The following is a 26,359-nucleotide window of genomic DNA, read 5'->3' as shown; positions in this document are numbered from 1 at the left end:
CGCCCCCCCGGGGCCGGGGGGGGGGGGGGGGGGGGGGGGGGGGGGGGGGGGGGGGGGGGGGGGGGGGGGGGGGGGGGGGGCGCGCCCCCCCCCCCCCCCCCCCCGACGGTCTCGCGCAGGCGGCGCGGCGCGGTGCCGGGTGCGCAGAGCCACCAGGTGGCGGTCTCCGCCGAGCCGTCGGGGGCGGCGACCTTGAGGTTGCCGTCGGGGGTGATCTCCACCAGACCGTCGGGGGCGATCACCGGGACGCCGGCGCGGTCGGCGACCACCTCGGCGGGGCGGCGGCCGTTGGGGGCGAGCGCGGCGAGACCGGAGGCGGCGAGGACCAGCGTGCCCGCGCCGCGCGAGCGGGCGATGACGCCGAGGTCGGCCATCCGGTCGCGCAGCACGGGGGCCGAGTCGGGGGCGGCGGCGACCACGACGAGGCTGTCCGGCACCGGGCGCAGCGCGCCGACCGCGGCGGACAGCTCGTCCTCGCCGGCGGTCGCGGGGGCGATGACGAAGTGCGGCCCGACCGGGCGCAGCACGGACCGCACCGCGGGCGACGCGGCCGGGGCGGCGGCCGAGGGCGCGGCGGCGGCCGGGGCGGTCGGAGGCGCGACGGCCGCCACCGGACCGCCGGACCCGCGCAGGCGCGGGAACCGGCGGCGGGGCGCGGCGGGTGGTGCGGGGTCGCCGGCGGGCGGACCGGTGCGGGAAAGACTCATCGTCCGGGTATACGGACGCCGCCCGGCCCCCGGTTCACGCCCCGGACCCGTCGCCGCCCTCCTCCGGCTCCGCGAGCAGGCCGGTCTGCACCTGGACCACCCGCCGCCGGGTGATGTGCAGGGCGCGCCCGGGCGGCAGCACCCGCGGCTTGACGCTGCCGAACAGCGTGCCCTCGCTCGGCGGGCAGGAGAGCAGGGTGACCGGGGTGTTGACGTCCTGGAGCCGGCGCAGCAGCTGGTCCGTGTACGCGCGCCCGATGCCGTTCGCCGAGCGGGCGACGATCAGGTGCAGGCCGAGTTCGGTGCCCTGGGCGAGGTGGTCGAGGACCGGGGCGAACGGGTTGGCGCCCGACTGGCTCGGGATGAGGTCGTAGTCGTCGACGATGATGAACAGCTCCGGCCCGGTCCACCAGTCGCGCAGCCGCAGCCGGGCCGGGGTGATCTCCTCCCCGGGCAGCCGGGCCTCCATGGCGCGGGCCGCTCCGTTGACGACCTGCCGGAGGACGTCCACGGCGACGGCGTAGCCGAGCCGGTACTCCTCCGGGACGCTGTCGTAGAGCCCGCGCCGGAAGTCGACGAGCATGATCCGGGCCTCGGCGGGCGTGTAGGCGGAGGTGATGGCGGAGACCATCAGGCGCAGCAGGTTGGTCTTGCCGCTCTCGCTGTCGCCGACCACCAGCAGGTGGGGCGACTCCTCGAAGTCGTGCCAGAGCGGGGAGATCGCGGTGTCCTCCAGGCCGATGGGGACCCGCAGCCGGCCCTCGGGCGCGGGCAGCGTGGCGGCGTCGAGCCGCAGCGGCAGCATCCGCACCTCGGGTGCGCCCGGGCCCGTCCAGTGGTCGTTGACGGCGTCGACCAGGTCCTCGACGCCGTCCGTGAGGCTCTCGCTGTCGCCGAGGCCGTCGATGCGGGGGAGCGCGGTGAGGAAGTGCAGCCGGTCCTGGGTCAGGCCGCGGCCTGGGACGCGGGGGACGGTCTCGGCGGCCCGCATGTTGATCATGGAGTCGATCGGGTCGCCGAGCCGCAGTTCGAAGCGGGTGCCGAGCTGGTCGCGCAGCCCGCTGGAGAGCTCGCCCCAGCGGGCGGCGGTGACCACCAGGTGCACGCCGTAGTTGAGGCCGCGTCCGGCGATCAGGGTGAGCACGGGCAGGTAGTCCATGAACTCCTGGCGCATGGTGTTCCAGCCGTCGACCACCAGGAACACGTCGCCGTGGCGGTCGTCCGCCAGCGCCGGGTCCCCGGCCGCCCGGCGGCGGCGGAAGGTGGCCATCGAGTCGATGCCCAGCTGGGCGAAGGACTGCTCGCGGCGGGCGATGACGGTGTTGATCTCGGCCAGGGTGCGCCCGACCCGCTCGGGGTCGTGCCGGCCGGTGACCCCGCCGACGTGCGGCAGCCCGCGCAGCGCGGAGAGCGTGCCGCCGCCGAAGTCCAGGCAGTAGAACTGGACTTCGCGCGGGGTGTGGGTGAGCGCCAGGCCGGCGATCAGGGTGCGCAGCATGGTGCTCTTGCCGCTCTGCGGGCCGCCCGCGATGCCGACGTGGCCGCCGGCGGCCGAGAGGTCGGCGGTGAGCAGTTCGCGCATCTGCTGGAACGGGCGGTCCACCACGCCCACCGGGACGGTCAGGGTACCGACCGCCGGGCGGCCGTCGGGCGCCAGGCCGTGGTGCGGGGACGGCGCGAGCGGCGGCAGCAGCTCGTCCAGGGTGGGCGGCGTCTCCAGGGGTGGCAGCCAGACCGTGTGGGCGGGCGGGCCGACGTCGAGCATCCGCTCGGCGGCCAGGTCCAGCAGGGTGGCGGTGCTCTCCTCCTCCGCGGCCAGGCGGGCCGCCTCGGCCGCCACGACCTCCGGGTCGGGCCGGCGCGGCGCGGTGTACTCGGTGCCGTAGGGGACGATCTGGCCGGCCGCCGCGGCCTGCTGGGCCGCTCCGCGCCGGCGCCGGTACGGGCCGGAGACGTACGCCGCCTTGAACCGGGTGAGGGTGGCGATGTCGCTGCGCAGGATGCCGTTGCCGGGCTGGGAGGGCAGTTGGTAGGCGTCCGGCACACCGAGCACGCCGCGGCTCTCCATCGCGGAGAAGGTGCGCAGGCCGATCCGGTACGACAGATGGGACTCCAGGGCGTGCATCCGGCCCTCGTCGAGGCGCTGCGAGGCGAGCAGCAGGTGGACGCCGAGCGAGCGGCCGAGCCGCCCGATCATGATGAACAGGTCCATGAAGTCGCGGTGCGCGGAGAGCAGTTCGCTGAACTCGTCGACCACGATGAAGAGCGTCGGCAGCGGGTCGAGCTGGGCGCCGCCGGCCCGGGCGGTCTCGTAGTCCAGCAGCGAGCTGTAGTTGCCGGCCGAGCGGAGCAGCTCCTGGCGGCGGTTCAGCTCGCCGTGCAGGGCGTCGCGCATCCGGTCGACCAGGGCGGCTTCGTCCGCCAGGTTGGTGATCACCGCCGAGGTGTGCGGGAGTTCGTCCAGACCGAGGAAGGTGGCGCCGCCCTTGAAGTCCACCAGGACGAAGTTGAGCGTCTCGGAGGAGTGGGTGAGCGCGAGCGCCAGCACCAGGGTGCGCAGCAGCTCGGACTTGCCGGAGCCGGTGGCGCCGATCAGCATCCCGTGCGGGCCCATGCCGCCCTGCGCGGACTCCTTGAGGTCCAGTTCGACGGGGTTGCCGTCCGCGCCGACGCCGATCGGCACCCGCAGCCGCTGTCCGCGCGGGCGGTCCGCCCAGCTGCGGGCGACGTCGTGCTGGTACAGGTCGTTGACGCCCAGCAGCGAGGTGAGGTCGAAGTCGGTGCTGAGCGGCTCGGAGGCGTCGCGCGAGTCGCCCAGCCGGTACGGGGACATCACCGTGGCGAAGCGGCGGGCGGCCGGGAGGAGCAGCGCGTCCGCGCGGCCGAGCGGGGTGACCTCGTCGCGCCGGTTGCGGTCGGCGGCGACCAGGTCCAGTCGGCCGCCGCTGATCCGCAGCCGCAGCCGGAACGGCGCGTGCTGCCACTCGACGGCCCCGGAGAGGTCCAGCAGGACGGCGTTGCGGTAGCCGGCCAGCAGGGCCCGGCTGCCGGCGGGCAGCTTGACCCCGTCCAGGACGATCAGCGTGAACGGCTCGTCCCGGCCCGGCTGCGCGTCCGGCTCGTAGGGCGGGCGGTCGGTGAACTCCGGGCCCAGCAGCTGCTCCAGCTCCAGCATCGAGTCGGCGACCAGGCGCACCGGGCCGGCGCCGTCCGTCTCGGTGGGGTGCAGGGCGTGCGGCAGCCACTTCAGCCAGGCCCAGTCCTCGCGCAGCTCGGGGGAGACGGCGGCGGCGACGCGCAGCTCGTCCGGGGCGTGGAAGAAGGCGAGCTGGGCGATCATCGCGCGGGCCAGGGCGCGGGCCGGCCCGGGATCGGCCGGCGCTCCGGCGGCGTCCGGGTCGGCGGCGGGCGCGCCGATCGTGGCGCCGACCAGGCCGCCGGGGCCTGCCTGGTCCGGTTCGCCGGAGGAGGCCGCACCGGCCGGGGCGCCCTCCTCCCCGGGGTGCTCGCAGCGCAGCAGGATGTGGGCGTAACCGCGCACGTGGACGGCGATCGGCTGGTCCGCGATCGAGCCGTACGCGTGGATGAACCGGCGCAGCGCGTGCGCGCACAGCGGTTCCAGGTCCTCCACCGGCTGGGTGGCCAGCGGCGCCAGCCTGACCGCCAGCCGCTGGGCGCCGGTGGCGATCCGCACGTCGCCGAAGTCCGGGTGGGCCGCGCGCCGCTCCCACAGCCGCGAGGTGCGGACCAGCGAGCCGAGCACGGCCGGGTCGGGGTGGCGCCAGGCGAGCGCCTGCCGCTGGTTGACGATGTGGCGGCGGACCTGGCGGCGCATCTGGGAGAGGTAGCGCAGGTAGTCCCGGCGTTCGCCGCGCAGCTGGCGCTTGCGGTCGCTGGCGCCGCGGATCAGCTGGGTCACCAGCATGCCGACGGCGGACAGGCCCATCATGCCCATCGCCACGTAGGTGAGCGGCCCGCCGTTGGACTGCGGGTTGAGGAAGATCATCACCATCGAGAGCGAGCTGAGCGCCATCGGCGCCATGGCGATCATGTTGGACATGCCGCTCTGCTGCTCCGGCAGGACCGGCGGCTCCTGCAACTGGAGCTCGCCGTCCGGCATCGCCGGTCCGGGGCGCCGGGGCGGACGGTCGACCACGACCACGCTCAACGGGGGTTCTCCTCTCGCGGCGCCGGTGACGCCGCTGGGTGGCGGTGGGCCCGGAGGCTCGGACAAGCCCTGAGGCCGGGCCGCACTCAGGCGTACGGCCCGCGGGGCCCCGGCGGTTCACCGGGGGTGCGTGCGGAACCGGGGGCCGGGGCCGGTGAACCGTCCGCCCCGCGCCGCCCGTAGTTGTTCAACGGGAGACCGGGCAGGCCGGGGCTCCACGGGAGGGCGCGACAGGTGAGCGGTACCACGGTGGCGGCAGGGCTGGTCCGGCTGAGGTTCCGCGCCCCCGAGGCCGCGTTCGAACTCGCCCTCCCCGGCGACGTCGTCCTCGCCGACCTGCTGCCCGCCGTCCTCGGCTACGCCGGCTCCGCCGTCGAGGAGGGCGGCACCGAGCACTCCGGCTGGGTGCTCCAGCGCGCCGGCGGCCCGCCGCTGGACGAGGAGCGCACCCTGGAGGGGCTCGGACTGCACGACGGCGAGGAGCTCTTCCTCCGCCCGGGCCAGGAAGCACTGCCCGAGGTGCACTTCGACGACCTGGTGGACGGCGTCCGGGCCGGCACCATCGCCCGCGGCGACTCCTGGCGGCCCGCCGCCACCCACCACTTCGCGCTCGCCCTCGCCCTGGTCGCGCTGGCCGGCGGCCTGCTGCTGCTCGCCCAGCCAGGACCGGACGGCCCCCGCTGCGCCGCGGCCGCCGTCACCGCCGTGCTGCTGCTCGCCGCCGGCGGCGCGGCGACCAGACTGGTCGGCGACGCTCCGGCCGGTACCGCGCTCGGCGCCACCGGCATCGCCTACGCGGCCGCGGCCGCCGCGCTGCTGCCCGGGGTCACCGGCCCGGCCCGGCTGCTCGCGGGCGGCTCGGTGGCGGTCGGCGCCACCGTGCTGGCGCTCGCCCTGGTCGGGGCCGGTCCGTTCTTCGCCGGGCTGCTGGTGGCGGCCGCGCTCGCCCTGGGCGCGGGCGCGCTGGCCACCAACGGCATTCCGACGACCCACTCCGCCGCCGTGATCGCCGCCACCGCCGTGCTGTTCGGCGCGTTCGTGCCGGGGCTGGCGTTCAAGCTGTCCGGCCTGCGGCTGCCCGCGCTGCCCCGCAACGCCGACGAGCTCCAGGAGGAGATCGAGCCCTTCGAGGCCGAGGACGTGCTCGCCCGCAGCCTCGTCGCCGACAGCTACCTGGCCGGCTTCTTCATCGCCGCCGGCACGGTGTGCGCGAGCGCCCTCGCCCTGCTCGCCACCGCCCGGGACGGCGGCTGGGGCGCGACCGCGATGTCCGTCGACCTGTCGGTGCTGCTCCTGCTGCACGCCCGGGACATCGGGGGCATCCGGCAGCGGCTCGCCGTGCTGCTGCCGGGCGCGCTGGGCATCGCCCTGCTGGCCGCGCGGTTCGGGCAGGACACCGACCAGTCCGGCCGGTTCGGCCTGTTCACCGTGCTGCTGCTCGCCGCGGCCGCGCTCGCCGTGACCGCCTGGACGGTGCCCGGCCGGCGGCTGCTGCCCTACTGGGGCCGGGCCGGCGACCTGCTGCACTCGCTCGCCGCGCTCGCCCTGCTGCCGCTCGCGCTCCAGGTGCTCGGCTTCTACCAGATGATGCGCGGGCTGGCGGGCTGAACCGGGCACCACCGCCCGGGCGCGCGAGCGATCGCGCCGCGCTCCCCGCCCCCTGAACCCCGCACCGAGGAGGACCACCGCATGCAGTCCCGACGCGACCAGGTCCAGGCCCACCTGTTCGTGATGAGCCGGGTCGCCGCAGGCGTGCTCCGCGCCGAGCCGGACGCCCCCGACACCCCCGTCGGCCGCACCAACCGCGGCGCCGCGATCGGTCTGGCCGTCGCCCTGCTGATCGGCGCCGGCGCCGGCGTCTACGGCATGATCAAGCCCGGCGGCGCGACCGGCTGGCAGAAGCCCGGCACCCTGGTGGTGGTCAAGGAGACCGGCGCCCGGTACGTCTTCGCCGGCGGCCTGCTCCACCCCGTGCTCAACGAGGCCAGCGCCAAACTGCTCGCCGGCGACCAGCTGAAGGTCGACCAGGTCTCCGCCCGCTCGCTGGAGAGCGCCGAGCGCGGCACCCCGATCGGCATCGTCGGCGCCCCCGACGGGCTGCCCGGGCCGGCCGCCGTCGGCGGCGCCGACTGGCTCGTCTGCACCGTCCAGACCGCGGGCTCCGCGGCCGCCCGGTCCACCCCCCAGCTGTCCGTCGCCGTCGGCACCCGCCAGTCCGGCCGGAGCGCCGGCGACCGGGGCGTCCTGGTCGGCGCACCCGACGGCGGCGTCCATCTCCTCTGGCACGGCCGCCGGTTCGCCCTCGACACCGCCGGCGGGGCCGTCCGGGCCCTCGGCTACACCGCCGCCGCGCCCGTCCCGGTCACCGCCGCGTTCCTCGCCGCCTTCCCGGCCGGACCGGACCTGCGCGCCCCCGACCTGCCCGACCGGGGGAAGGCCGGTCCCACGCTGGCCGGGCACGCCACCCGGATCGGCCAGCTGTTCAGCGGTACCGGCGACGAGCGGTACGTGCTCGCCGAGCAGGGCCTCGTCCCCGTCACCGCCACTCAACTCGCCCTGCTCCAGGGCGATCTGCGCACCCAGCGGGACGCCTACGGCAGTGGCCAGGTGGTGACCTCCCCCGTTGGCGCGGAGGACCTCGCCGCGCACTCCGCACCGCCCGCCGCCACTGCCGCGCTCAACCCGGCCGAGCTGCCCGCCCGGCCCCCGGCGCTGCTGTCGCCGACCGGCGGCCAGGCCGTCTGCGGGGCCCTGAACCCGGCGGCCGACGGCGGGGACCTCACCGTCGTCGTCCCGGACGCGGCCGCCGTGCTCGGCCTGCCGCCGGCCCTCCAGCCCGGCGTCATCCCCAGCTGCACGCCCGCCGACCGGATCGCGGTGCGCCCCGGTGGCGGCGCCCTGGTGCGGGCCCTGTCCGGCGGGGGCTTCGGCACCACCCTCTACCTGGTCACCGACACGGGCGTGAAGTACCCGCTCGCCTCCGCCGCGGTGGCCGAACGCCTCGGCTACGCCGGGGCCACCCCGAGCGCGGTGCCCGGGCGCCTGCTCTCGCTGCTGCCCACCGGGCCGAGCCTCGACCCGGCGCCGCTCGCCGGCGGCATCGTGCAGCCCCCGGCCGCCGCCGAGGGCCGCTGCGCGCGGTGAGCCGCGGCGCCGCCGGCGGCCGGTGAACCGTCCGGCGGCGGCGTTCCGTTCACCCTGGCGGGCCGGTCCTGCCGGCCCGTGGCACACCTTGCCGGCCGGGTGCGGCCGGCACTCATGGAGGAGGTACTCGCGGTGGCTCAGCAGACGACGGTCGACCAGAAGGTCCTGGCCGAAATCAGGACCATGGTCGAGGCGCGGTACACGGAGATGTCGACGACCGCGGCCTACATCGAGGACATCAACACGGCCGTCCGGGACAGCTTCTCCGGCGCGGCCAGCACCGCGTTCCAGAACCAGATCAACGCCTGGCTGGAGCAGTACGCGCTGGTCAAGAAGGACTACGACGCCTTCCACATGAAGCTCGGCGACGGTGGTCAGATCTTCAACGCGGCCGACGAGCACACGGTGGGCCTCGCCAACTTCTCCGGTGGCGGCGGCGCCGGACAGCACGTCGAGGACGTCCTGAACCCCCGCTAGGCCTTGCCGACGTCGTGCACGGCTGCCGCGGAAGGCGGTGGCCGATGCCCGCTCCCCGTACCAGAACTCCGTTTGAAGGGATCGCACCATGGGCAACATGTCGCTCCACTACGCCGGCATCGACAGCGCCATCGATGACCTCGAAGCCCACGCGAAGACGATGCACGACGCGATGACCAACCTGAAGTCGTACCTCGACACCAAGATCAACGTCGAGCTGGTGGGTGACTTCGCGCTGGCGGCCGGGAACCTCTCGAACACGCTGCACCTCGCCGACGAGGAGATGGGCAAGAAGATCGTCGCGGCCCACATGGCCCTCACCGAGATCCGCAACGTCATCAAGGACGCGGACATGCGGGCGGGCAGCCACTTCGACCACGTCGGGGGCTGATCGACCGTGGCAGACGATGACGAGGGCGACGGCGGGCACGGCGGCGATGTCAAGATCACCGACGGTTATCTGAGCACGTTCGCCACGGACAACCTCCAACGCTTCATCAAGGACATCAACGAGTCCGTGCCGGTGCAGCAGCTCAGGGGATACGCGACGGGTTCGACCCCGATCCTCGTGGGCAACGACTCCGCCAATTTCAAGAGCCCCGGCACGCTGGCCGCCGCGCTCAAGGCCTACACCGGTTCGGTCAACTCGCTTCTGACCACCGTCGTCGATCAGCTGAACACGCTGATCACCGACCTTCAGCTCGCCGACCTCCGCCTGAACAACGCGATGGACGAGACCCTCGACTACGCGCAGTTCATGCAGCTGGCCGAACGAACCCTGAACCCGGGGGCGGGAGCCAAGTAGCTCGTCGGTGAATTCCGGTCAGCACTGCGGAGCCGGCCCGATCCTGGGCCGGCCCCGTCTCATGTTCGGTCGCGCTCGGCCGCAGAAGGGTCTGTCATGGTTTACAAGTGGGAAGACGCGCTCACCTTTCTCGCAGCGTCGAACGACACGGCGCCGACCAGCCGGGACACGGTTCACGACGACGACAAGCCGTGGATCAACAAGGACAACACGGTCGCCGACGACTACTCGGGCTGGCAGGGACAGGAGACGGGAGGTACTGGTCAGAATCTGGACTCCTGGGTGGCCTGGTTCTTCAAATACACCACTCCGGGTGGTTACACCTACAACGCCAGCTATGTGGTCGGCGCCCACATCCTGTATCCCAACCTCGACGGCCCGGGCGCCAAGCTGGCGGGGTTCACGGGCAGCGTGGCGCCGCTGAAGCGCATGTACAACGCCGTCCCGCGCGTCACTGACTCGTTCAACGTCCTGGTGTTCGGCGACGTGGCGAACGCCCTGACGGAGGTGACCCACTTCCTCGACGGCTGGGTCGAGGAGATCGGCAAATGGGCGAACACCGTCGCCTCGAAGGACAGTGACTGGCAGGGAAGTGCGGCGGGGGCCTTCCGTGCCGTCCTGCTCGCGTTCAGGAACGAAATCGACGCCGACCGGCGCAATATGGCCCGCACCAATGTGCAGAGCTACCTGACGGCCGGCCCCACGTCCTGCGACGCCGTTTTCAGGACGGCGATGGAGACGCTCATGACCGGGTGGAACGAATGGTGGGCCTCGCCCAACGCCTGGCCGACGAACGCCGTGACCTCGGCCCTCACGGAGGGGCTCAAGGACGCGACGCTGGAGGTGACGCAGGTCGCCCAGAACGTCTCGTTCGGCCAGAAGATCCCCGAGACCACCGGAACGCTCAAGGACACGACCTCCGGCACACTGGACCTGAAATTCACCCTGAAGGGCGCGACGTTCGGCGATCCCAAAACGACCGACTTCTGGACGAAGGTGGAGGCCAGGGCGCGGGCGATCTGGGTGGAGAACATCGTTTCCATCCTGGACAAGGCGGCCGAGACGGCGCTCGGCGAGATCGCCAAGGCCTACGGGACCACCTCGGGTGCGGCCACGCCGCTCAAGCCCTTCCCGCTCATCATGCCCACGCCGAAGAAGGACGAGACCGACCCCACCAAGGACGACAAGACCGACGACATCGGCAACCCGAAGATCGACGACCCCACCCTCAAGACCTCCGGCGACGGTGGCGGCGGGCCCGATCTGAAGAACATGGGCGGCCCGGACCTGAAGAACATGGGCGGCCCGGACCTCAAGAACCCGGGTGGCCCGGACCTCAAGCTGGAGGGGAACGGGACCAGCGGCGGCGGGCCGAGCCTGACGAACCTCGGTCTCGGCTCGGTCGGCACCGGCACCGGCAGCGGGAACGGCACCGGCAGCGGCACGGGCCTCGACCTCATCGGCAACCCCAGCCCCGGCGGCGGGCTCCTGCCCGACGACCTCCTGCTGGGCGGCGGCGGATCGGGCCGGCCCGTCACCGTGCCGCCCGGCTCCGTGATCACCAAGGACGGGCGGATCGTCGACGAGAACGGCAATCCCGTGCTCGACTCCAGCGGCAACCCCATGGTGGCCGGCCCGAACTACACCATCGGGCCGGACGGCACTCTGCGCGACGACAAGGGCAACACCGTCTCGCAGTACCGGCAGCTGCTCGCCGACCGGTACTCCGGTGGCGGTGGTGGCGGGGACGACCTGCTGACGCCCAGTAACTTCGGCCCCGGCGGCTTCTCCTACGGCACGGGCGGCCTCGGCGGCCTGTCCGGTTCGGGTTCGGGGGGTCTGCTCACCCCCGGTGGCGGCCCGATGATCACCGGAATGGGCGGTGGCCTGAGCTCCCGGGCGCTCGCCTCCGGTGGCGACCCGAACGCCATGAAGGTCGCGGTCGACCAGGCCAACGCCGAGCGGATGGCCGCCGAGAAGGCCGCCCGGGCCGCCGCCCAGGAGCAGGCCCTGCTGACCGGCCGGCAGACCGCCACCAGCTCCGGCGGCATGCCGCCGATGATGCCGCCCGGTGGCGGCATGGGCGGCCAGGGCGGTCCCAACGACAAGGACCGCCGGCGCACCACCTGGCTGGCGGAGGACGAAGAGACCTGGGGCACCGAGACCGGTGCCGTGCACGGCGTCATCGGACGCTGACGCAACTGGGGTGCCGGGCCCGCCCTCGGGCGGGCCCGGCGGCCCGGCCTTTGACGACAAGACAGGAAGCAGCACATGAGCAACCCGTTCGCGGAACAGATCGCCCAGGCGATGGCTGACATGCAGAGCGAGCTGGCCAAGGCCGAGGCGATGCAGAAGGAGATGAACGAGCTCACCGCCTCGGTCACCTCCAAGGACCGGATGGTCACCGTCAAGGTCGGCTCGCAGGGGCAGGTCGTCTCGATGACCTTCCACACCAACGGCTACCGCGAGATGGCCCCCGCCGAACTGGCGAAGGTCCTCACCGACTCGCTCAACGAGGCCCGCGCGGCCGTGGGCGAGCAGGTCGCCGAACGGATCGGCCGGTTCGACGGCCTCGGCGACACCCTGCGGCTCTCCATGACCGGCGGCACCGAGCTCGACGAGATCCTCGAACCGCTCTGGGCGATGCGCCCGGGCTACGAGGCGCCGGACCGGAAGAAGAAGGCGGACCGTCAGGAGGAGTTCCATGGCTAGCCATGGCACCACGGCCAAGACCGCGATGCTCAAGCAGAGCTTCGCCGAGTTCTTCGAGCTGAAGAAGCTGACCGCGAAGGTCCTGGCGGACGCGGAGTTCATCAACGAAACGAACCTGACGGTCGGCGGCCACGACGAGATCGGCCAGCAGTACCACGCGCAGGTCGACGAGGGCACCACGAACCTGTACCAGCTGATCCTCAAGATCAACGGCACGATGGGTTCGGTCGGCGAGAACGGTGAGGTGCTGGCCGAGACGCTCGACAGGGCCGACGACCACTCCCTCGACCTCGCCAACGGCCTCTGAGCCCGGGCTTCCGACCCCAACCCTCCGACCCCAGCCCTCTGAAGCCCTCCCCGGACCGGCGGACAACCCGGCCGTAGGACCCCCGACAAGCGGTGACGGCGCGCGGGCGCCCCCTGGAACGACCGGAACGGCAGGCAGCACGTGCCCCACTCCTCGATCGAGGTCAATGCCTCGACAGCGCGCTTCTTCACGATCATCACCGGCATGCCCTGGCCGGAGGTGAAGGAGGGAGACCTGCGCGAGGTGCGGGACGCCTACGAGCGGTTGGCTCAGGAACTGCCCGAACTGCACGACCTGATCGCCAAGGTGGCGAAGCACTGCAAGGACCAGTTCGAGGGCGAGGCCGCCACGAAGTTCGCCTGGCAGCTGAACTCGTTCATCGGCAAGGCCGGCGGGAACGGGGAGGACTACGTGTCGGCGGCGGCCAAGACCGCCAAGGCGCTGGCGGACTGCGCCGGCGACGTGGCCAACTCGGTCGAGTACACCAAGTGGATGGCGATCGCCCAGCTGGTGCAGCTGATGATCGAGATCGCGCTGGCGATCTTCTGGGCGCCGTTCAGCTTCGGCGCCAGCCTGTCCGGGCTGGTGCTCAGGAAGCTGCTCACCAAGGTCGCGCTCCAGGCGCTGATGAAGTACCTGCTCAAGACCATCGCGATGCACACGTTCTCGGGCATCGTGGGTGGTCTGCTGATGGACGGCATCATCCAGAACCTCCAGATCGGGCAGGGCAACCGCGACCACATCGACAAGGAGTACACCAAGCAGGCGCTCCTCTTCGGCGTCATCGGCGGTGTGCTCGGCGGCCCGCTGGAACTCTTCGGGCTGGGGCTCGGCAAGCTGCTCGGGAAGCTGCTCGGCAAGAGCGGCGGCCGGCTGCTGGCCGACCAGCTGAGCAACTACCTGGTGCACGGCGACATCCAGGGCCTCAAGGCCCTGCTGGAGTCGGCCACCAAGGCGGCCGAGAAGGACGCGTTGAAGGGGCCGCTGGGTTCGGTGGGCAAGGGGCTCGCGAAGTCGGGGGAGAAGGTCGCGGGAGAGACCTTCACCAAGGCCGAGGCCAAGGCCTTCGCGCGCGAGCTCGGCAGCCTGATGGAGGCGGCCACCGAGCAACTGCAGCACGGCTTCGGGAAGAAGGGGACCGACGCCCTCTCCGGGATGTTCGTCAAGGAGATGGAGAAGGTCTTCACGAAGCACCTCGGCAAGGAACTCGGCGGGGCCGCGGCCGCCAAGGCGCTCGGCAAGGAGTTCGGCGAGGCCTTCGCCTCCAAGTGGGGGGCCAAGGGCGCGGAGCGGCTCGAAGGCGTCAAGGGCGCGCTCGAAGGGGCCCTCTCGCACGAGAGCGCGGAGAAGCTCTCCGCGCGCCAGGTGAAGATGCTGACCCAGGAACTGCCCGCGCTCGCCGAGCAGATGGGGAGCGGGAACAGGGCCTACGGCCTCGGGGTGGCGGTCGGCGGGTACATCCAGGCCGGTGTGCAGAACGTCCTCACCGAGGGCTTCTACAACCTCATCTTCGGGGAGAACCACGAGTTCACCGTCACCGGGGGAAGCTTCCTCGGCGGGATGCTGACCGGCATGATGGGCCACGTCATGCACGTCGGCGCCGGCCCGCTGATGCACAGGTACGTCGACTGGGTCCAGACGACCCAGAACGCGGCGGTGGAAGCCGGGGCGTCCTCGCACTTCCCGCTCTACCACCCGATCAACTTCGCCGCCCTGGCCTGCCTCGCGTCCGGCAAGGTGGTGCCGTTCCCGGTGCCCCGGATGGGGCACAGCCATGACTTCGAGGCCGCCAGCCTGCGGCACATCAACTCGCTGGAGGACGTGGCCGAGAACATCGGGCACGCCTCGGGGCTCAAGATCAACTCCCCGAAGGCCGACCCGGAGGTCGCCGAGTGGATGCAGTCGCTGTTGCAGTACGCGGACTTCGTGGGCGACGAGCGCTCCGCGCACGAGCCGGTGGGCCTGGCCGGCCTGCACTTCCTCGGTGACCTCGGCAGCCTCGACGCCCCCGCCACGCCTCCGCCGGCGCGGCCGTCGCGGACCTCCAGCACGGACGAGCACCTGGCGCCGAACGCCAAGCCGGCCACCTCGACCACCGCCGGGCCGGCCACCACCCCGCCCGTCCGGGTGCAGTCGCACGACGACCCGGCGACCGGCCCGAAGCCGGACGCGCCGAGGTCCGAGACGCCGAGGTCCGAGACGCCGAAGCAGGACGCCCCGAAGACCGGTGCGCCCGGCAGGCCGACCCCCCGGACCACCCAGTCCGTCACCGACCTGCCGCCGGTCCAGCCCAACCGGACCGAGGAGTCGAACCAGCACACGCCGCAGCAGACGCAGCAGACCGCCACGGCGACGACCGCCCCCGCGAACGGCACCGTCGGCAGGCCGGCGCCCGTCCCCACCGCCTCCTCCGACCACCCGGGTCCGAACCCTGCGCCGCCCACCACGCCGCGCCCGCCGGCGGGCACCGACCCCAACGGGCGCCACCCGGCGCAGGAGCCGCGCACCGGGACCGAGCGGCCGACCGAGAGCATCGCGTCGATCCTGCTGGGCCAGGACACCGGCCGGCCCGGCCGTACCCAGGGCGACGAGCCGCCGGTGCCGACGCCGCCCCAGCTGCTGACCGACGACCCCGGCCAGACCCCGAAGTCCGGGAAGCCGCAGGCGGACACCGCGCGGGACTCGACGACCGAGCTGCCGCCGCTGACCCCGCGGGCGCCCACCCGGTCCACCGAATCCACCGAATCCGCCGAGCTCGCCGGCCAGTCGGCCGTGACGCCGCCGCTCACGCCGGTCGACCACCCCGTGGTGCCCGGGGACAGTACCGACCCGCTGACGCCCACGGTGGTTCCGCCGCACGGTGGCGAGGACCAGAACGTCGTGCCCGTGCCGCCCGGCTCGTACCTGGCGGCGGACTACACCTCGGCGGACGTCCGGCGGCCCGCCGGGACCCAGGACACCGCCGTGGCAAAGCCGTTCGAGGCGCGGCGCGGCACCCTGCCGGACGGCACCCGGGCGACCGAACTCGTCCTGCGGACGCACCTGGACGCCTCCGCGCTCCCGGCGGGCTCCGAGCCGGCCGTGGAGGCCGTGCGCGGGCGCGCCCTGACCGCCGTGGCGGACGCCTACAACAACGGCCACAAGCTGCCGGACGGCAGCGTGCTGCGGGTCCGGGTCGAGTTCGTCGACGCGCCCGACGCCGCCCACCACACGGTGAAGCTGCACGCCGGCACCGTCCGCCAGGACGGGGCCAACTGGGGCCTGCGGGTGAGCCGCGACGTGCTCGCCCACGAGCTCGGCCACGCCCTCGGCCTGCGGGACGACCACCGTGAGACGCACGGTGAGACCGCCCCCGGTGCGCGCCGGAGCGTGCAGGGACCGGTCACGCGCGGGCTGCGTGAGGTGGGCACCGCCGTCGACGGCGCCTTCTCCCCGGTGACCGGGCCGGAGGGCGCCGCTCCCGCACCGCGCCCCACCGTCGCGCCCCAGGTCCGCGACGCCGCGCTGTACGGGCCGGACGGCCGTCTGCTGACGCCCGCCCTCCGGGAGGCCGGCCCGGGCGGGACGTACCACGAGAACCCCAACCGCACCCTGCGGCTGGAGACGACGACGGGCGACGCCGTGCAGGAGCGGACGCTCTTCCCGGCGCACTGGACGGCGGACGAGGCCGTGTACGCGGCCGAGCAGGCCCACCTCGACGCCGTGAGCCGGGGGCTGCCGCCGACCGCCCGCCGGTGGGTGGGCGAGTACGCGGGGGTGCGGTTCAGCGGGGAGCAGCGCGACGGCCTGATCACCTCCTTCCAGCCCTCGGGGAACCAGGAGGGGCTGACCGCTCCGGCCTACGCACCGGACCGGCCCGCACCGGCGCACGCCGCAGGGCTCGGCCGCGGCTCCGACTACGGGGACCGGCGGACCATGACCGGCGTCCACCACAACGTCGATCCCTGGGCGGCGAACGCGAACGGCCTCCAGGTCGCCCCCGTGGACCCGGCGACCCTGCACGCCAACGGCACCGCCCGCGGGGAGGTCTGGTTCCTGGACCCGGCCCTGCCGACGGACTCGCCGCTGGCCGAGCTCCCGAGCCGCTGGCACCGCCCGGCCGACGGGCCGGCGCCGATGCGCTACCCGGAGCACTGGACGGCCGAGCAGACCGGGTGGGCGGCGCAGGACGCTGCCGCCGGCCCGACGCGGCGGGTGCCGCTGGCCGACGGCCGGACGGAGCACTGGGTCGGCGAGGCCTACGGCGTCCGGATCGAGGGACTCAGCCGGGACGGCCGGATCCTCGTCCACCGGCCGGCCGGGACGCAGCCGAACCCGCGCGCCCCTTACGGCCGCTGGGACGCGGCCGGCGAGGTCGGCGGCTCGGCGCCCGTCACCGTCAGGCTGGGGGTGGGGCAGAACGCCCCGGTGACCCTGCGGCGGGTCCTGTTCGACAGCGGCCAGGAGGGCATCCAGCTCACCGCGCGGATCCATCTGGAGGCGGACGGCGCGATGACGCCCGCCCAGGTGACCGAGGCACGACAGCGACTCCAGACACAGGCCGACGAGTACATCGCCCAGCAGTTCCCCGACGAGGTCCTGCTCGACCTGCGGCTGGAGTTCACGGACAGCCCGGACGGCAGCCACTCCAGCCACCCGGTCACCGCCGGTACGGCGCCCGAGCTGCGCAACCACCTCGCCCCCCTGCTGGAGGCGGGTGGTCAGCACACTCTGATGTTCATGGCGGAGCGCTCCGCCCCGAACTCGGCGGCCCTGGACGGCCTCCGGGTGGGCGCCCTCCCGGAGCCGGTGCCCGGCAGCCTGCGCGAGCCCGGCACGGTCCACCCGGGCGAGCCGCTGCCCCGGACCACGGACGCCATGACGCCGCTGCTGCCCGGCCTGCGGAAGTCCTTCACCGAGGAGGCCTGGGACAAGCCGCACCGGGGGCTTCCGCCGGAGTGGACCGCCGAGGAGGCCCGGTTCGCGGCCGACCAGGTCGCGCGGTCCACGCTGGGCGGTCGGCCGGACCTCCTGGCCACCGGAGCGGCGGCCCCGCCGGTGCGCCTGAGGACCATCGCGGGCGTCGAGATCGGCGTTCAGGTGGTGAACGGCCGGATCACCGACTTCTGGGGCGTCCGCACGGACGACGGGACCTCGCGGCACACCGTGGAGACCGGCCCGCGCCGCGTCCTCGCCACCGCCGAGGTCCGCCCGCCGGTGGACGCCTTCGAACGCGGGCTGTCGGGCCGCCGCTGGCAGTCCTTCGAGGCCGCGCGCGTCGGACTCCCCGACGGGGACACCCAGACCGTGCTGACGCTGCGGCTGCACCTGGACACCTCGGGGCTGGAGTCCACGGCCGGAGCGGGTCTGGACGAGCCCACCCGTACCGGGCTGGCCGAGCTGCGGGACAGGGCGAGGCGCGGCGTCGGCGAGCAGTTCAACCGGGACCAGCGGCTCCCCAACGGCGATCTGCTGCGGGTCCAGGTGGAGTTCGTGGACCACGCGGAGGAGGCCCATCACACCGCCGTCATCCACCGCAGCAGCGAGCGGGAGTCCCTGACGGAGTGGAGCCTCGGCACCGACGAGCGGACGCTCGCCCACGAGCTCGGCCACGCGCTGGGCCTGCCCGACGAGTACCGCGAGGCCCGGTTCGGCCCGCGGGCCGTGTACGAGGACGGCGCACTCATGGCCTCCAACGAGCTGAACCGGTCCGGTCTGTTCTCGGTGGACCAGGACCACCAGCTCGTCGTCGACGGCCAACGGGCCCCGCTCGGCCTGCCGCCGCGCTACCTGCGGGACCTCGGTGCCGTCGTCGACTCGGCGCTCGACGTGCCGGTCCGGCCGCAGACCCCCGGCGGACCGCCGCCGCGGGCGGGCTTCGACGAGCAGGCCCGCCGTACGGCGCTGTACGGCGGCGAGGACGGCACCGGCGGCCACCTGTACCCGGGCCCGGGATCGGACCGGCCCCGCCCGGAGCGGGCGAACGAGCCGGTGAACCGCAACGGCACCTTCCGGGTCGAGACCCCGCCCGTCGAGCCGCCGCGGGTGGTCACCAGCGCGTCGGCCGGCGATCTCGCGGTGACGCCCCGTCCGGCGCCCGCCGACGGGCCGCAGGGCGGCAAGCGGACGATGTTCCCCGAGCACTGGACGGCGGACGACGCCGTGTACGCGGCCGAGCAGGCCTACCACACGGCCCGCCGCACCGGCCGGGTCACCGAGAACGGTGCCGCGTACCACTGGGTCGGCGAGTACGGCGGCGTGCGGATCGAGGGCGAACTGACCAACGGTCACTTCGGCACCTTCCGGCCCTCCGAGGACCAGACCGGGCTGGTCACCCCGACCCACGAACCGATGCGACCCGCGAACCGGGTCTTCGGTCTGGGCACGGAGGTGCACACCCGCTTCGGCGACCGGCAGACCCTCACCGGCGTCCACCACGCACCGACCCCGGCGGCCGCCCAGGTCCACGGCATCAAGGTGGAGCGGTCGTCGTCCCCGGCCCACGACAACGGCACCTACCGGGCGGACGTCTGGTTCCTCGACCCGACCGTGGCCCCCGGCTCCCCGATGGAGAACTTCCCGTCACGCTGGCACCGCCGCGCCGACGGCGAGACGCACACGCTGTACCCCGAGAACTGGTCGCCGGGCGACGTCCTGGACGCCGCCCGGGACGCGTACGCGGCGCGGAGCAGCTCCCGGCGCACGGACTCCGGTGCGGTGCACTGGGTGGGCGAGGCACGCGGCGTGCGGATCGAGGGGATCACCCGGGACGGGCTCCACCTGGTCCACCGGCCGACCACCGAGCAGCCGCTCACCCACTGGCGCCAGGAGAGTGTGGTCGAGCTGTCCGCGCCGACCTCCGTGAGGGTCGGCGCCGGCGGCCACGAGGTGACCGTCCGGCACGCCCGGTTCGACAGCGGGCAGGAGGGCATCGAACTCACCGCCAAGGTGCACCTGAGCTTCGAGGAGGGCATGCGGCCCGGCCCGGTCGCGGAGTTCCCGAAGGCGCTCCAGAAGGCCACCGACGCCTACGTCCGCGCACAGCGGACGGCGGGCGATCCGCCGGTGAAGCTGAGGATCGAGTTCACCGAGAACGCCCAGGACGCCCACTTCAGGGCCACGGTCCGCAGCGACACCGACCCGGACGTCCTCGACCTGCGGACGTTCCTGCCCGAGTTGACCGACGCCCCGACCCCCTTCCCGGAGCTGGTCCGCTCGCTCGGTGACGGCGCCCCGGGGGCCGGCTGGACGGACAGCGGGCCCCCGCGCCCGGTGGCGCCCCCGCTGCGCGAGCCCGGTACACCCGGGACGGGTGAACGCCCGCCCACCGTCAGCCGGATGACGGAGGCGGAGCCGTTCCTCACACGGGCCTTCGCCGCGTCGCTCGCCCCGGACGCCGGCCGCGGCCTGCCCCGCGAGTGGACCCCGGCCGAAGCCAGGTACGCGGCGGCCAACGCGACCCTGGTCTCCAGCCGGGTGGATCCGGACAACCCGAACCAGCGGATCACCGAGCGCCGGTACGGCGGGATCGGGATGGAGATCCGGACCGAGGGCGGCCGGATCGTGGACTTCAGCGGTCTGCCGGACCAGACGTTCCCGCCCCAGCGCACCCACCCCCTTCCCGAGCCGAGCGGCGCGCCGCTGACGTCCTCCTCTTCCTCCTCCTCTTCCTCCTCCTCTTCCTCGTCGTCGGCGGCTGCCGTTCCGCACGCGGCTCCAGACCCGGCAACCGAGCTGCGGCCGGGTCACACCTCGGCCGAGGTCACGCCGGCCGGCGGTCCACAGCGCCGGTTCGAGCTGCGGAGGGGCACCTTGCGGCAGGGCGGGGAGGACGCCACGGTCCTCGTCCTGCGGACCCACCTGGACCGCTCGGTCCTGCCGACCCACGACGCGCAGGGCCGGCCGGTCGACCGGACGGCCGCGGTGAACGCGCTGGAGGCGCGGGTCAGGGCCGGGGCCGAGCAGTTCAGCACCGGCCACCGGCTGCCCGACGGCAGCCTGCTGCGGGTACGGGTGGAGTTCGTGGAGAACGCGGCCGACGCCCACCGCACGGTGCGCCTGCACGACGGCAGCGCCCGTCAGAACGACCGGAACTGGCACCTGGGGATCTCCCAGGAGGAGCTGGTCCACCAGCTGGGCCGCGCCTTCGACCTGCCGGTCGAGGTGCACACGGGCGGCGGAGCGGGCCGGGTCGTCCCGGCGCTGACACCGGAGCGGCTGAACGCGCTGGGCGGCGTCGCGGACCAGGTGTCTGGCGGGCCCTTCCGGACCGACTCCTCCCCCCTGCCGACCAGGGCGGTGTTCGACGAGGCGGTCCGCACCAGGGCGCTGACCGGAGGCCCCGGGACGGCGGGCCACCTGCCGGCCGGCCTCCATCCGGAGGCGATCGGCCCGGACCGGGTGATGTGGCGCCACGCCAACGGCACCGTGCTGGTCCGGACGGAGACGGGCGGGGAGAGCACCCTGTTCCCGGCCCGCTGGACCGCCGAGGGCGCGGTGTACGCGGCCGAGCAGGCGTACCTCCACGCACGCCGCAACGGCGGGGTCGAGGATACCGAGACCGGCCGCCACTGGCAGGGCGAGTACGCGGGCGTCCGGATCGAGGGCGAGCTGGACGGCGCGGGCGGGTTCGTCTCGTTCCGCCCGTCCGCCGACCAGGACGGCCTGACGGCGGCCGGGTTCTCCCCGGACCTGCCCACCCACGGCGGCGGCCTGCCGGGTGCGGGGCGCCGGGGCGTGCGGTTCTCGGACGGGATGGAGGAGACCGACTACGGCGCCCGTCAGGCGGATGTCCGGGAGCTCGACCCGGCCGTGGCCCCGGGCGCGCCGTTGGCGCAGTTCCCGTCACGCTGGCAGCGGTCGCCGGACCCGCGCGGGCACCTGCTCTACCCCGAGCACTGGACGCCCGAGCAGGCCGCCCATGCGGCCGCCACGGTGGCGGCCGACCCCCAGACCCTCCGCGTCGACCTGAGGGACGGCCGGACCCGCTGGCTCGGCGGCTTCGACGAGCTGCCGATCGCCGGGATCTCGCAGGACGGCCGGGTCGTGGCGCACGGACCGGCCGAGGACCGGCCCGACCCCAACCCGTACTGGAGGCAGAGCCGCGAGCTCTTCCTGTCGGACGAGAGGGAGGTGCGGTTCCAGGGCCAGGCCATGGGCGGACGGTGGCTCCTCCGCGACAGCGGCCACGAGGTCCACCTGGTCACCCTCAGGATCCAGCTGAGGCCGGCCGTCGGGATGACGCCCGAGCAGGTCCACCAGGTGCAGGAGCAGCTGGCCCGCCGGGCCGGCCGGCACTTCGACGACTACCGTGGTCGCTCGAACCCCGACGACCCCTTCGAGAACCGGCGCCTGGCGCTGTCGCTGGAGTTCACCACGGACCCGCGGGACGCCGACTGGAGCACCGCCGTCCACCCCGGGGACGGCCCGAACCTCACCGACCTCCTGCCGCAGGCGCTCCGGCCGGAGCGGGCCGCCGAGCTGGTCGACGCCGTGTCCGACGCCACCCGTCGCGCGCGGAGGGACATGAACCCCGACTTCGCGCCACTGCTCCGCCTGCGCGACCCCGCCGAGGACCACGAGGCGTCGCTCGACACCGTCGTTGTGCCGCCCCCGGCCCCGGAGCGCGTCCTGGGCCCGTTCGCCCCCACCGCCCGGGACAACGGCGGCTTCGGCCTGCCTCCGGAGTGGACACGTGACGAGGCCCGCCACGCCGCCCACCAGGTCTTCCAGGATCTTCGGGGCAGCGGCCGGGGCCGCCCGCAACCGGAGATCCTCACCGGCGAGTTCGCCGGTGTCGGCCTCAGGCTGCTGGTCGACCGCGGGATGATCACGGACTTCTGGGCCGCGCCCGGCCAGCGCCTCGGCGACCAGGCCTTGGCGGCCCCGGCGCCGGCGCCCGTGCGGGTGCTGGCCACGGCGGAGGTCCGGCCGCCCACCGATCCGTTCCTCGCCGGCCTGCAGGCCCAGTTCATCCAGTCCTACGAGGCCCGGCGGGTGGCGGAGCCCGGCGGGGACACCAGGACCGTCCTGACCGTCCGGATCCACCCGCGCCCGATCGACCTGGGGACGAGCCCGACAGAGATCGCGCGGAACCTCGACCGGATGCTGCTCACCGCCGAGGCGGGCGTCCGGGACGTCTTCGACCAGGGCCAGCGGCTGCCCAACGGAGACCTGCTGGAGGTCGCGGTCCAGTTCGTCGACCGTCCGGAGGACGCCCACCACGTCGTCGACGTCCAGCTCGACCAGACGCAGGAGGACGCGCAGAGCTGGGGCGTGCACTCCGCCCCGAGGGTGATCGGCCACGAGGTGGGCCACCTGCTCGGCCTCGGGGACGAGTACCGGCGTGCGGAGGCCGGCCCCCGGCCGGTCTACCCGGAGCCCGGCCTCATGACCGCTCCCACGCTCGACCAGCGCGGCCGGGTCTGGTACGACGCGGACCACCCCCTCATGGAGCACGACAGGACCGCCAACCCCCCGGTGGCGCTGCGGCCGCACAACCTGGACGAGCTGGGCGCGGTGCTCGACCGGGCCTTCGGGACCGCCCCCCGGCAGCCCGACCCCGGCGAGCTCCCGGCCCGGGCGTCCTTCGGTGAGGACACCCGGCGGACCGCGCTCCACGACGGGCCGGACGGCCGGGGCGGGCACCTGGCCCCGCCGGCGGCCTCCGAGCGTCCCCGGCCGGAGCCGTTGCCCAGGACCCTCAACCACAACGGCACCTACCTGGTGGCAGGCGCCGAGGTCCCCGGCGACCGGCTGGCGGGCGCGCCGGACGCGCGCCTCGATTCCCGGTCGCTGCGGATGATGTTCCCCGAGCACTGGACGGCCGACGACGCGGTGTACGCGGCGAAGCAGGCCTACCTGGACGCCCGCCGGACCGGTGGCGTCACCGAGACCGGCCCCGTCTCGTACCGCTGGACCGGCGAGTACGCCGGGGTGCGCATCGAGGGCGAGATCCGGGGGGCCGACTTCACCTCGTTCCGGCCCTCGCTCGACCAGAGCGGGCTCGACACACCGCACTGGCTGCCGCCCAGGGAGACGCCGCGCTTCGGCCACCGGGTCGAGGACCTGGCCCGCTACGGCGACCGGCACACCCTCACCGGTGTCCACCACCACGGGCGGCGTATGACACCCGCCGACCACGGCCTGCGCATCGACCCGCCCCAGCCGGCGAACGCCAACGGCACCTACCGGGCGACCGTCTGGTACCTGGACCCGGCGGTCTCGCCGCACGCGCCGCTGAGCGACTTCCCGTCCCGGCAGTACCGCCGCGCCGACGAGCCGAGCCAGATGTTCTACCCCAGGGAATGGGGGCCCGAGCAGCTCCTCGACCAGGTGGACCAGGCCTACCGGGCCAGGCTGCACGAGACGGAGCTGGCCGACGGGAGCCTGCACTGGATCGGGACGTCCCAGGGCGTCCGGATCGAGGGCATCTTCCGCGACGGTCAGCACCTCGCCCACCGGCCGACCACCTGGCAGCCGTTCCGCCACGGTGACGGCGGCAGGGTGGTGACCACCTTCGTGGCGCACCCGTTGCAGCAGGACGGTGACCACATCGGCGTCACCTTCCGCCGCGACCTGCTCGGCAACGGCGAGTTGCGCAGCGAGCTGGTCGTCCAGGTGCGGGCGGGCGAGACGACTCCCGAGCAGCGGAGGGCGCTCCAGGGGATCGCGGACACCTACACCCGGCAGTCGCTCCAGCCCGGCGACCCGTCGGTCCGGGTGAGGCTCGACTTCGTCCGGCCCGAGGCTGTCACTCCGGGGCTCCCACCACTGTCGCCGGCCATCGATTTCGTATTCGAGACGAATCTCCGTTCGCGCCTCTGGAACCTCCGCGGGCTCGTCACCGAACTCGACGGAGCGCATCCGGTCACCTGGGCCCACCGCCTCCACCTGGACGACGTGGCGCCGGCGGCGCCGCTGCGCCCGCCGGTGACCCCCGGCACCGGTGAGCGCCCGCAGACCGTGACCCGGCTGGAGACGGACGCACGCCTGGACGCGGGCGCCGGGCCGGCCATCGCGGCGGGCCTCGCCGCCGGTGCGGGCCGCGGCCTGCCCCCCGAGTGGACGGTCGTGGAACGGCGCCACGCGGCGCGGAGGGTCGCGGACCTGGCCGGGGTCGCCCCGGGCTCGTCGGAGACCGTCGTCGGGCGCTTCGCCGGTGCCGAGCTCCGGGTCGAGCTGACGAACGGTGAGATCACCGACTTCCACGGGACGCCGGACCAGGTCTTCGAGCCTCAGCGCCGGCCCCGCCCCCGCGCGGAGCGGCCGGACCTGCAGATGCTGCACGCGCCGGCGCCGGTCGCGCACACCGCGGCGCAGCACGCGGTCGCGCCCGACCCGAGGTCGGCGCTGCTGACCGGCCACGAGTCGGTCGAGATCCCGCTGGTGCCGCAGCCCGGCCACCTGGCGGCAGCCGCGCCCGGTGCCGGCCCGCAGCGGCCGTTCGAGGTGCGGCGCGGCACCCTGGGCGAGGGCGGGGAGGAGGCCACCGTCCTCGCCCTGCGCACCCACCTGGACGTGTCGGCCGCGCAGCCGTGGGAGCGCGCCGGCTGGAACCGCACGGCGGAGGACCTGAAGGTCACGGCCAGGGAGGCCGCAGAGGCCTTCAACACCGGCCACCGGCTGCCCGACGGCCGGGTGCTTCGTGTTCGAATCGAGTTCGTCGACGCCCCCGGAACCGCTCATCACACCGTCCGGCTGAACCCCACGACGGCGGCCGGCGACGAGGCCTCCTGGGGTGTGACGACCTCGCGGGAGACGATGGTCCACCACCTGGGGCGCCTGCTCGGCCTGCCGGTGGAGAACCACCTGGCCGGCGGCACCGACCGGGCCGTCCCCGTCCCGTCCGCGGAGCGGCTGCGCGAGCTGGGGGCCGAGGTCGACCAGGCGTTCGGCCTGCCCGCCGGAGCCGGCCACGGGGCCGAAAACCCGCCGGCCAGGGCGACGTTCGGAGCGGACGTCCGGAGGGAGGTACTGCGCGAAGCGGCCCTGGGCGAGGTGGTCCACCGCCATGCCAACGGCACCTTGCGGACCCGGAGCGACGAGGCCGGCGCGGGCCGGGAGCACACCCGCTTCCCGGCGCACTGGACCGAGGAGCGGGCCGTGTACGCGGCCGAGCAGGCCTACCTCGACGCCCGCCGCAACGGCGGAGTCGTCGGGACGGGGACCGGTCACCACTGGCAGGGCGAGTACGCCGGTGTCCGGATCGAGGGCGAGCTGGGGACCAACGGCGAGTTCCTCTCCTTCCGTCCCTCCGCCGACCAGCGGGGCCTGACACCGCCGCCGTACGAGGTGCTCCGCCCCGCGCCCCGCACCGCCGGGGAACCGACGGTCCGTCGGGGCTGGTGGAGTTCCGCCGAGATCCACACCCGTCCCACGCCCGAGGAACTGCAGGCCAGGGGCGTGGACCTGGTGGATCTTCCTCCGGCGAACGTGCACGATTTCCAACGCGTGCGCGTGTGGACGCTGGACGAGGCCGTGGAGCCGGGGGCGCCGATGGCCGCCTTCGGCTCCCGTTGGCACACGTCGGCCGACGACCGTGGGCACCTGCTCTACCCGGAGTGGGTCCCGCCCGAGATCATGGCGGAGGTGGCCCAGCAGGCCTTCGAGAGCCGGAGCAGGGAGCTGTCCACGGACGGTGGCCGCACCGTCCGGTGGCTGGGGGACTACATCAGCCTGATGCCGGTCGTGGGTATCTCCCGGGACGGCCGGATCGTGGCCCACGGCCCGGCGGAGACGACGCCGCACGCCCCGTACGACCGCTGGGACCCGCGCGGCGTGGCGGACCGCTCCGAGCCGGCGGACGTGCCGGTCGGCGCACTGACCCTGACCGGTCGGCGCCACCTGCTCGACAGCGGCCAGGAGGCCGTCCGGTTCTCCGTCAAGGTCCACCTGCAGGGGGAGGCTGGGGCGACGCCCCAGCAGTTGGCCGGGGCCAGGGACCAGCTGCGACGGCAGGCCGACGATCATGTCGTCGTCCGGGCCGACGGCCGGCTGGTGACCGTGGATCTGGAGTTCACCGAGGATCCGGCCGCCGCCCAGCTGACCCGCACCGTTTC

Annotated in this window: 10 protein-coding genes (1 of these 10 only partly in view); 9 read left to right on the top strand and 1 reads right to left on the bottom strand. The window is 74.2% G+C overall.

Features of this window, described 5'->3' with window-relative positions; translation table 11 throughout:
* Positions 1-741: 741 nt before the first annotated feature.
* Positions 742-4,827 (bottom strand): type VII secretion protein EccCa, encoded by a 4,086-nt coding sequence (gene eccCa, locus ACIQIB_RS06915; RefSeq protein WP_400757231.1) that lies wholly within the window; start codon positions 4,825-4,827, stop codon positions 742-744.
* Positions 4,828-5,109: 282 nt separating this feature from the next.
* Here eccCa and eccD point away from each other — a divergent pair, with 282 nt between their 5' ends.
* From eccD to ACIQIB_RS06870, 9 genes are all read left to right on the top strand, one after another.
* Positions 5,110-6,483 (top strand): type VII secretion integral membrane protein EccD, encoded by a 1,374-nt coding sequence (gene eccD, locus ACIQIB_RS06910; protein WP_363611126.1) that lies wholly within the window; start codon positions 5,110-5,112, stop codon positions 6,481-6,483.
* 81 nt (positions 6,484-6,564) lie between these two features.
* Complete coding sequence (gene eccB, locus ACIQIB_RS06905; RefSeq protein WP_363611124.1) at positions 6,565-8,019, top strand: type VII secretion protein EccB; 1,455 nt, start codon at positions 6,565-6,567, stop codon at positions 8,017-8,019.
* Between the two features lie 132 nt (positions 8,020-8,151).
* Complete coding sequence (locus ACIQIB_RS06900; RefSeq protein WP_363611122.1) at positions 8,152-8,496, top strand: hypothetical protein; 345 nt, start codon at positions 8,152-8,154, stop codon at positions 8,494-8,496.
* 88 nt (positions 8,497-8,584) lie between these two features.
* Complete coding sequence (locus tag ACIQIB_RS06895) at positions 8,585-8,887, top strand: hypothetical protein (RefSeq protein WP_400757095.1); 303 nt, start codon at positions 8,585-8,587, stop codon at positions 8,885-8,887.
* A 6-nt stretch (positions 8,888-8,893) separates the two neighbouring features.
* Positions 8,894-9,301 (top strand): hypothetical protein, encoded by a 408-nt coding sequence (locus tag ACIQIB_RS06890; protein ID WP_363611118.1) that lies wholly within the window; start codon positions 8,894-8,896, stop codon positions 9,299-9,301.
* Between the two features lie 96 nt (positions 9,302-9,397).
* Entirely contained in the window at positions 9,398-11,497 is a 2,100-nt protein-coding gene (locus ACIQIB_RS06885; RefSeq protein WP_400757093.1) for a hypothetical protein, read from the top strand.
* A 75-nt stretch (positions 11,498-11,572) separates the two neighbouring features.
* On the top strand, positions 11,573-12,013 hold the full coding sequence (locus ACIQIB_RS06880) for a YbaB/EbfC family nucleoid-associated protein (protein WP_363611114.1): 441 nt from the start codon (positions 11,573-11,575) through the stop codon (positions 12,011-12,013).
* Positions 12,006-12,320 (top strand): hypothetical protein, encoded by a 315-nt coding sequence (locus ACIQIB_RS06875; protein WP_363611112.1) that lies wholly within the window; start codon positions 12,006-12,008, stop codon positions 12,318-12,320. The genes ACIQIB_RS06880 and ACIQIB_RS06875 overlap by 8 nt, the downstream gene beginning before the upstream one ends.
* A gap of 204 nt (positions 12,321-12,524) precedes the next feature.
* Positions 12,525-26,359 carry the 5' end (the start) of an EndoU domain-containing protein gene (locus tag ACIQIB_RS06870; protein WP_400757091.1) on the top strand. It continues 21,862 nt past the right edge of the window, so 13,835 of the gene's 35,697 nt are visible here — the first part of the coding sequence; the start codon lies at positions 12,525-12,527; its stop codon lies beyond the right edge, outside the window.

The sequence above is a fragment of the Kitasatospora sp. NPDC092286 genome (genome assembly GCF_044755565.1).
GTDB lineage: Bacteria > Actinomycetota > Actinomycetes > Streptomycetales > Streptomycetaceae > Kitasatospora.
The sequence above is the reverse complement of the archived record's forward strand: the minus strand, read 5'-3'. Positions and strand labels throughout refer to the sequence as shown.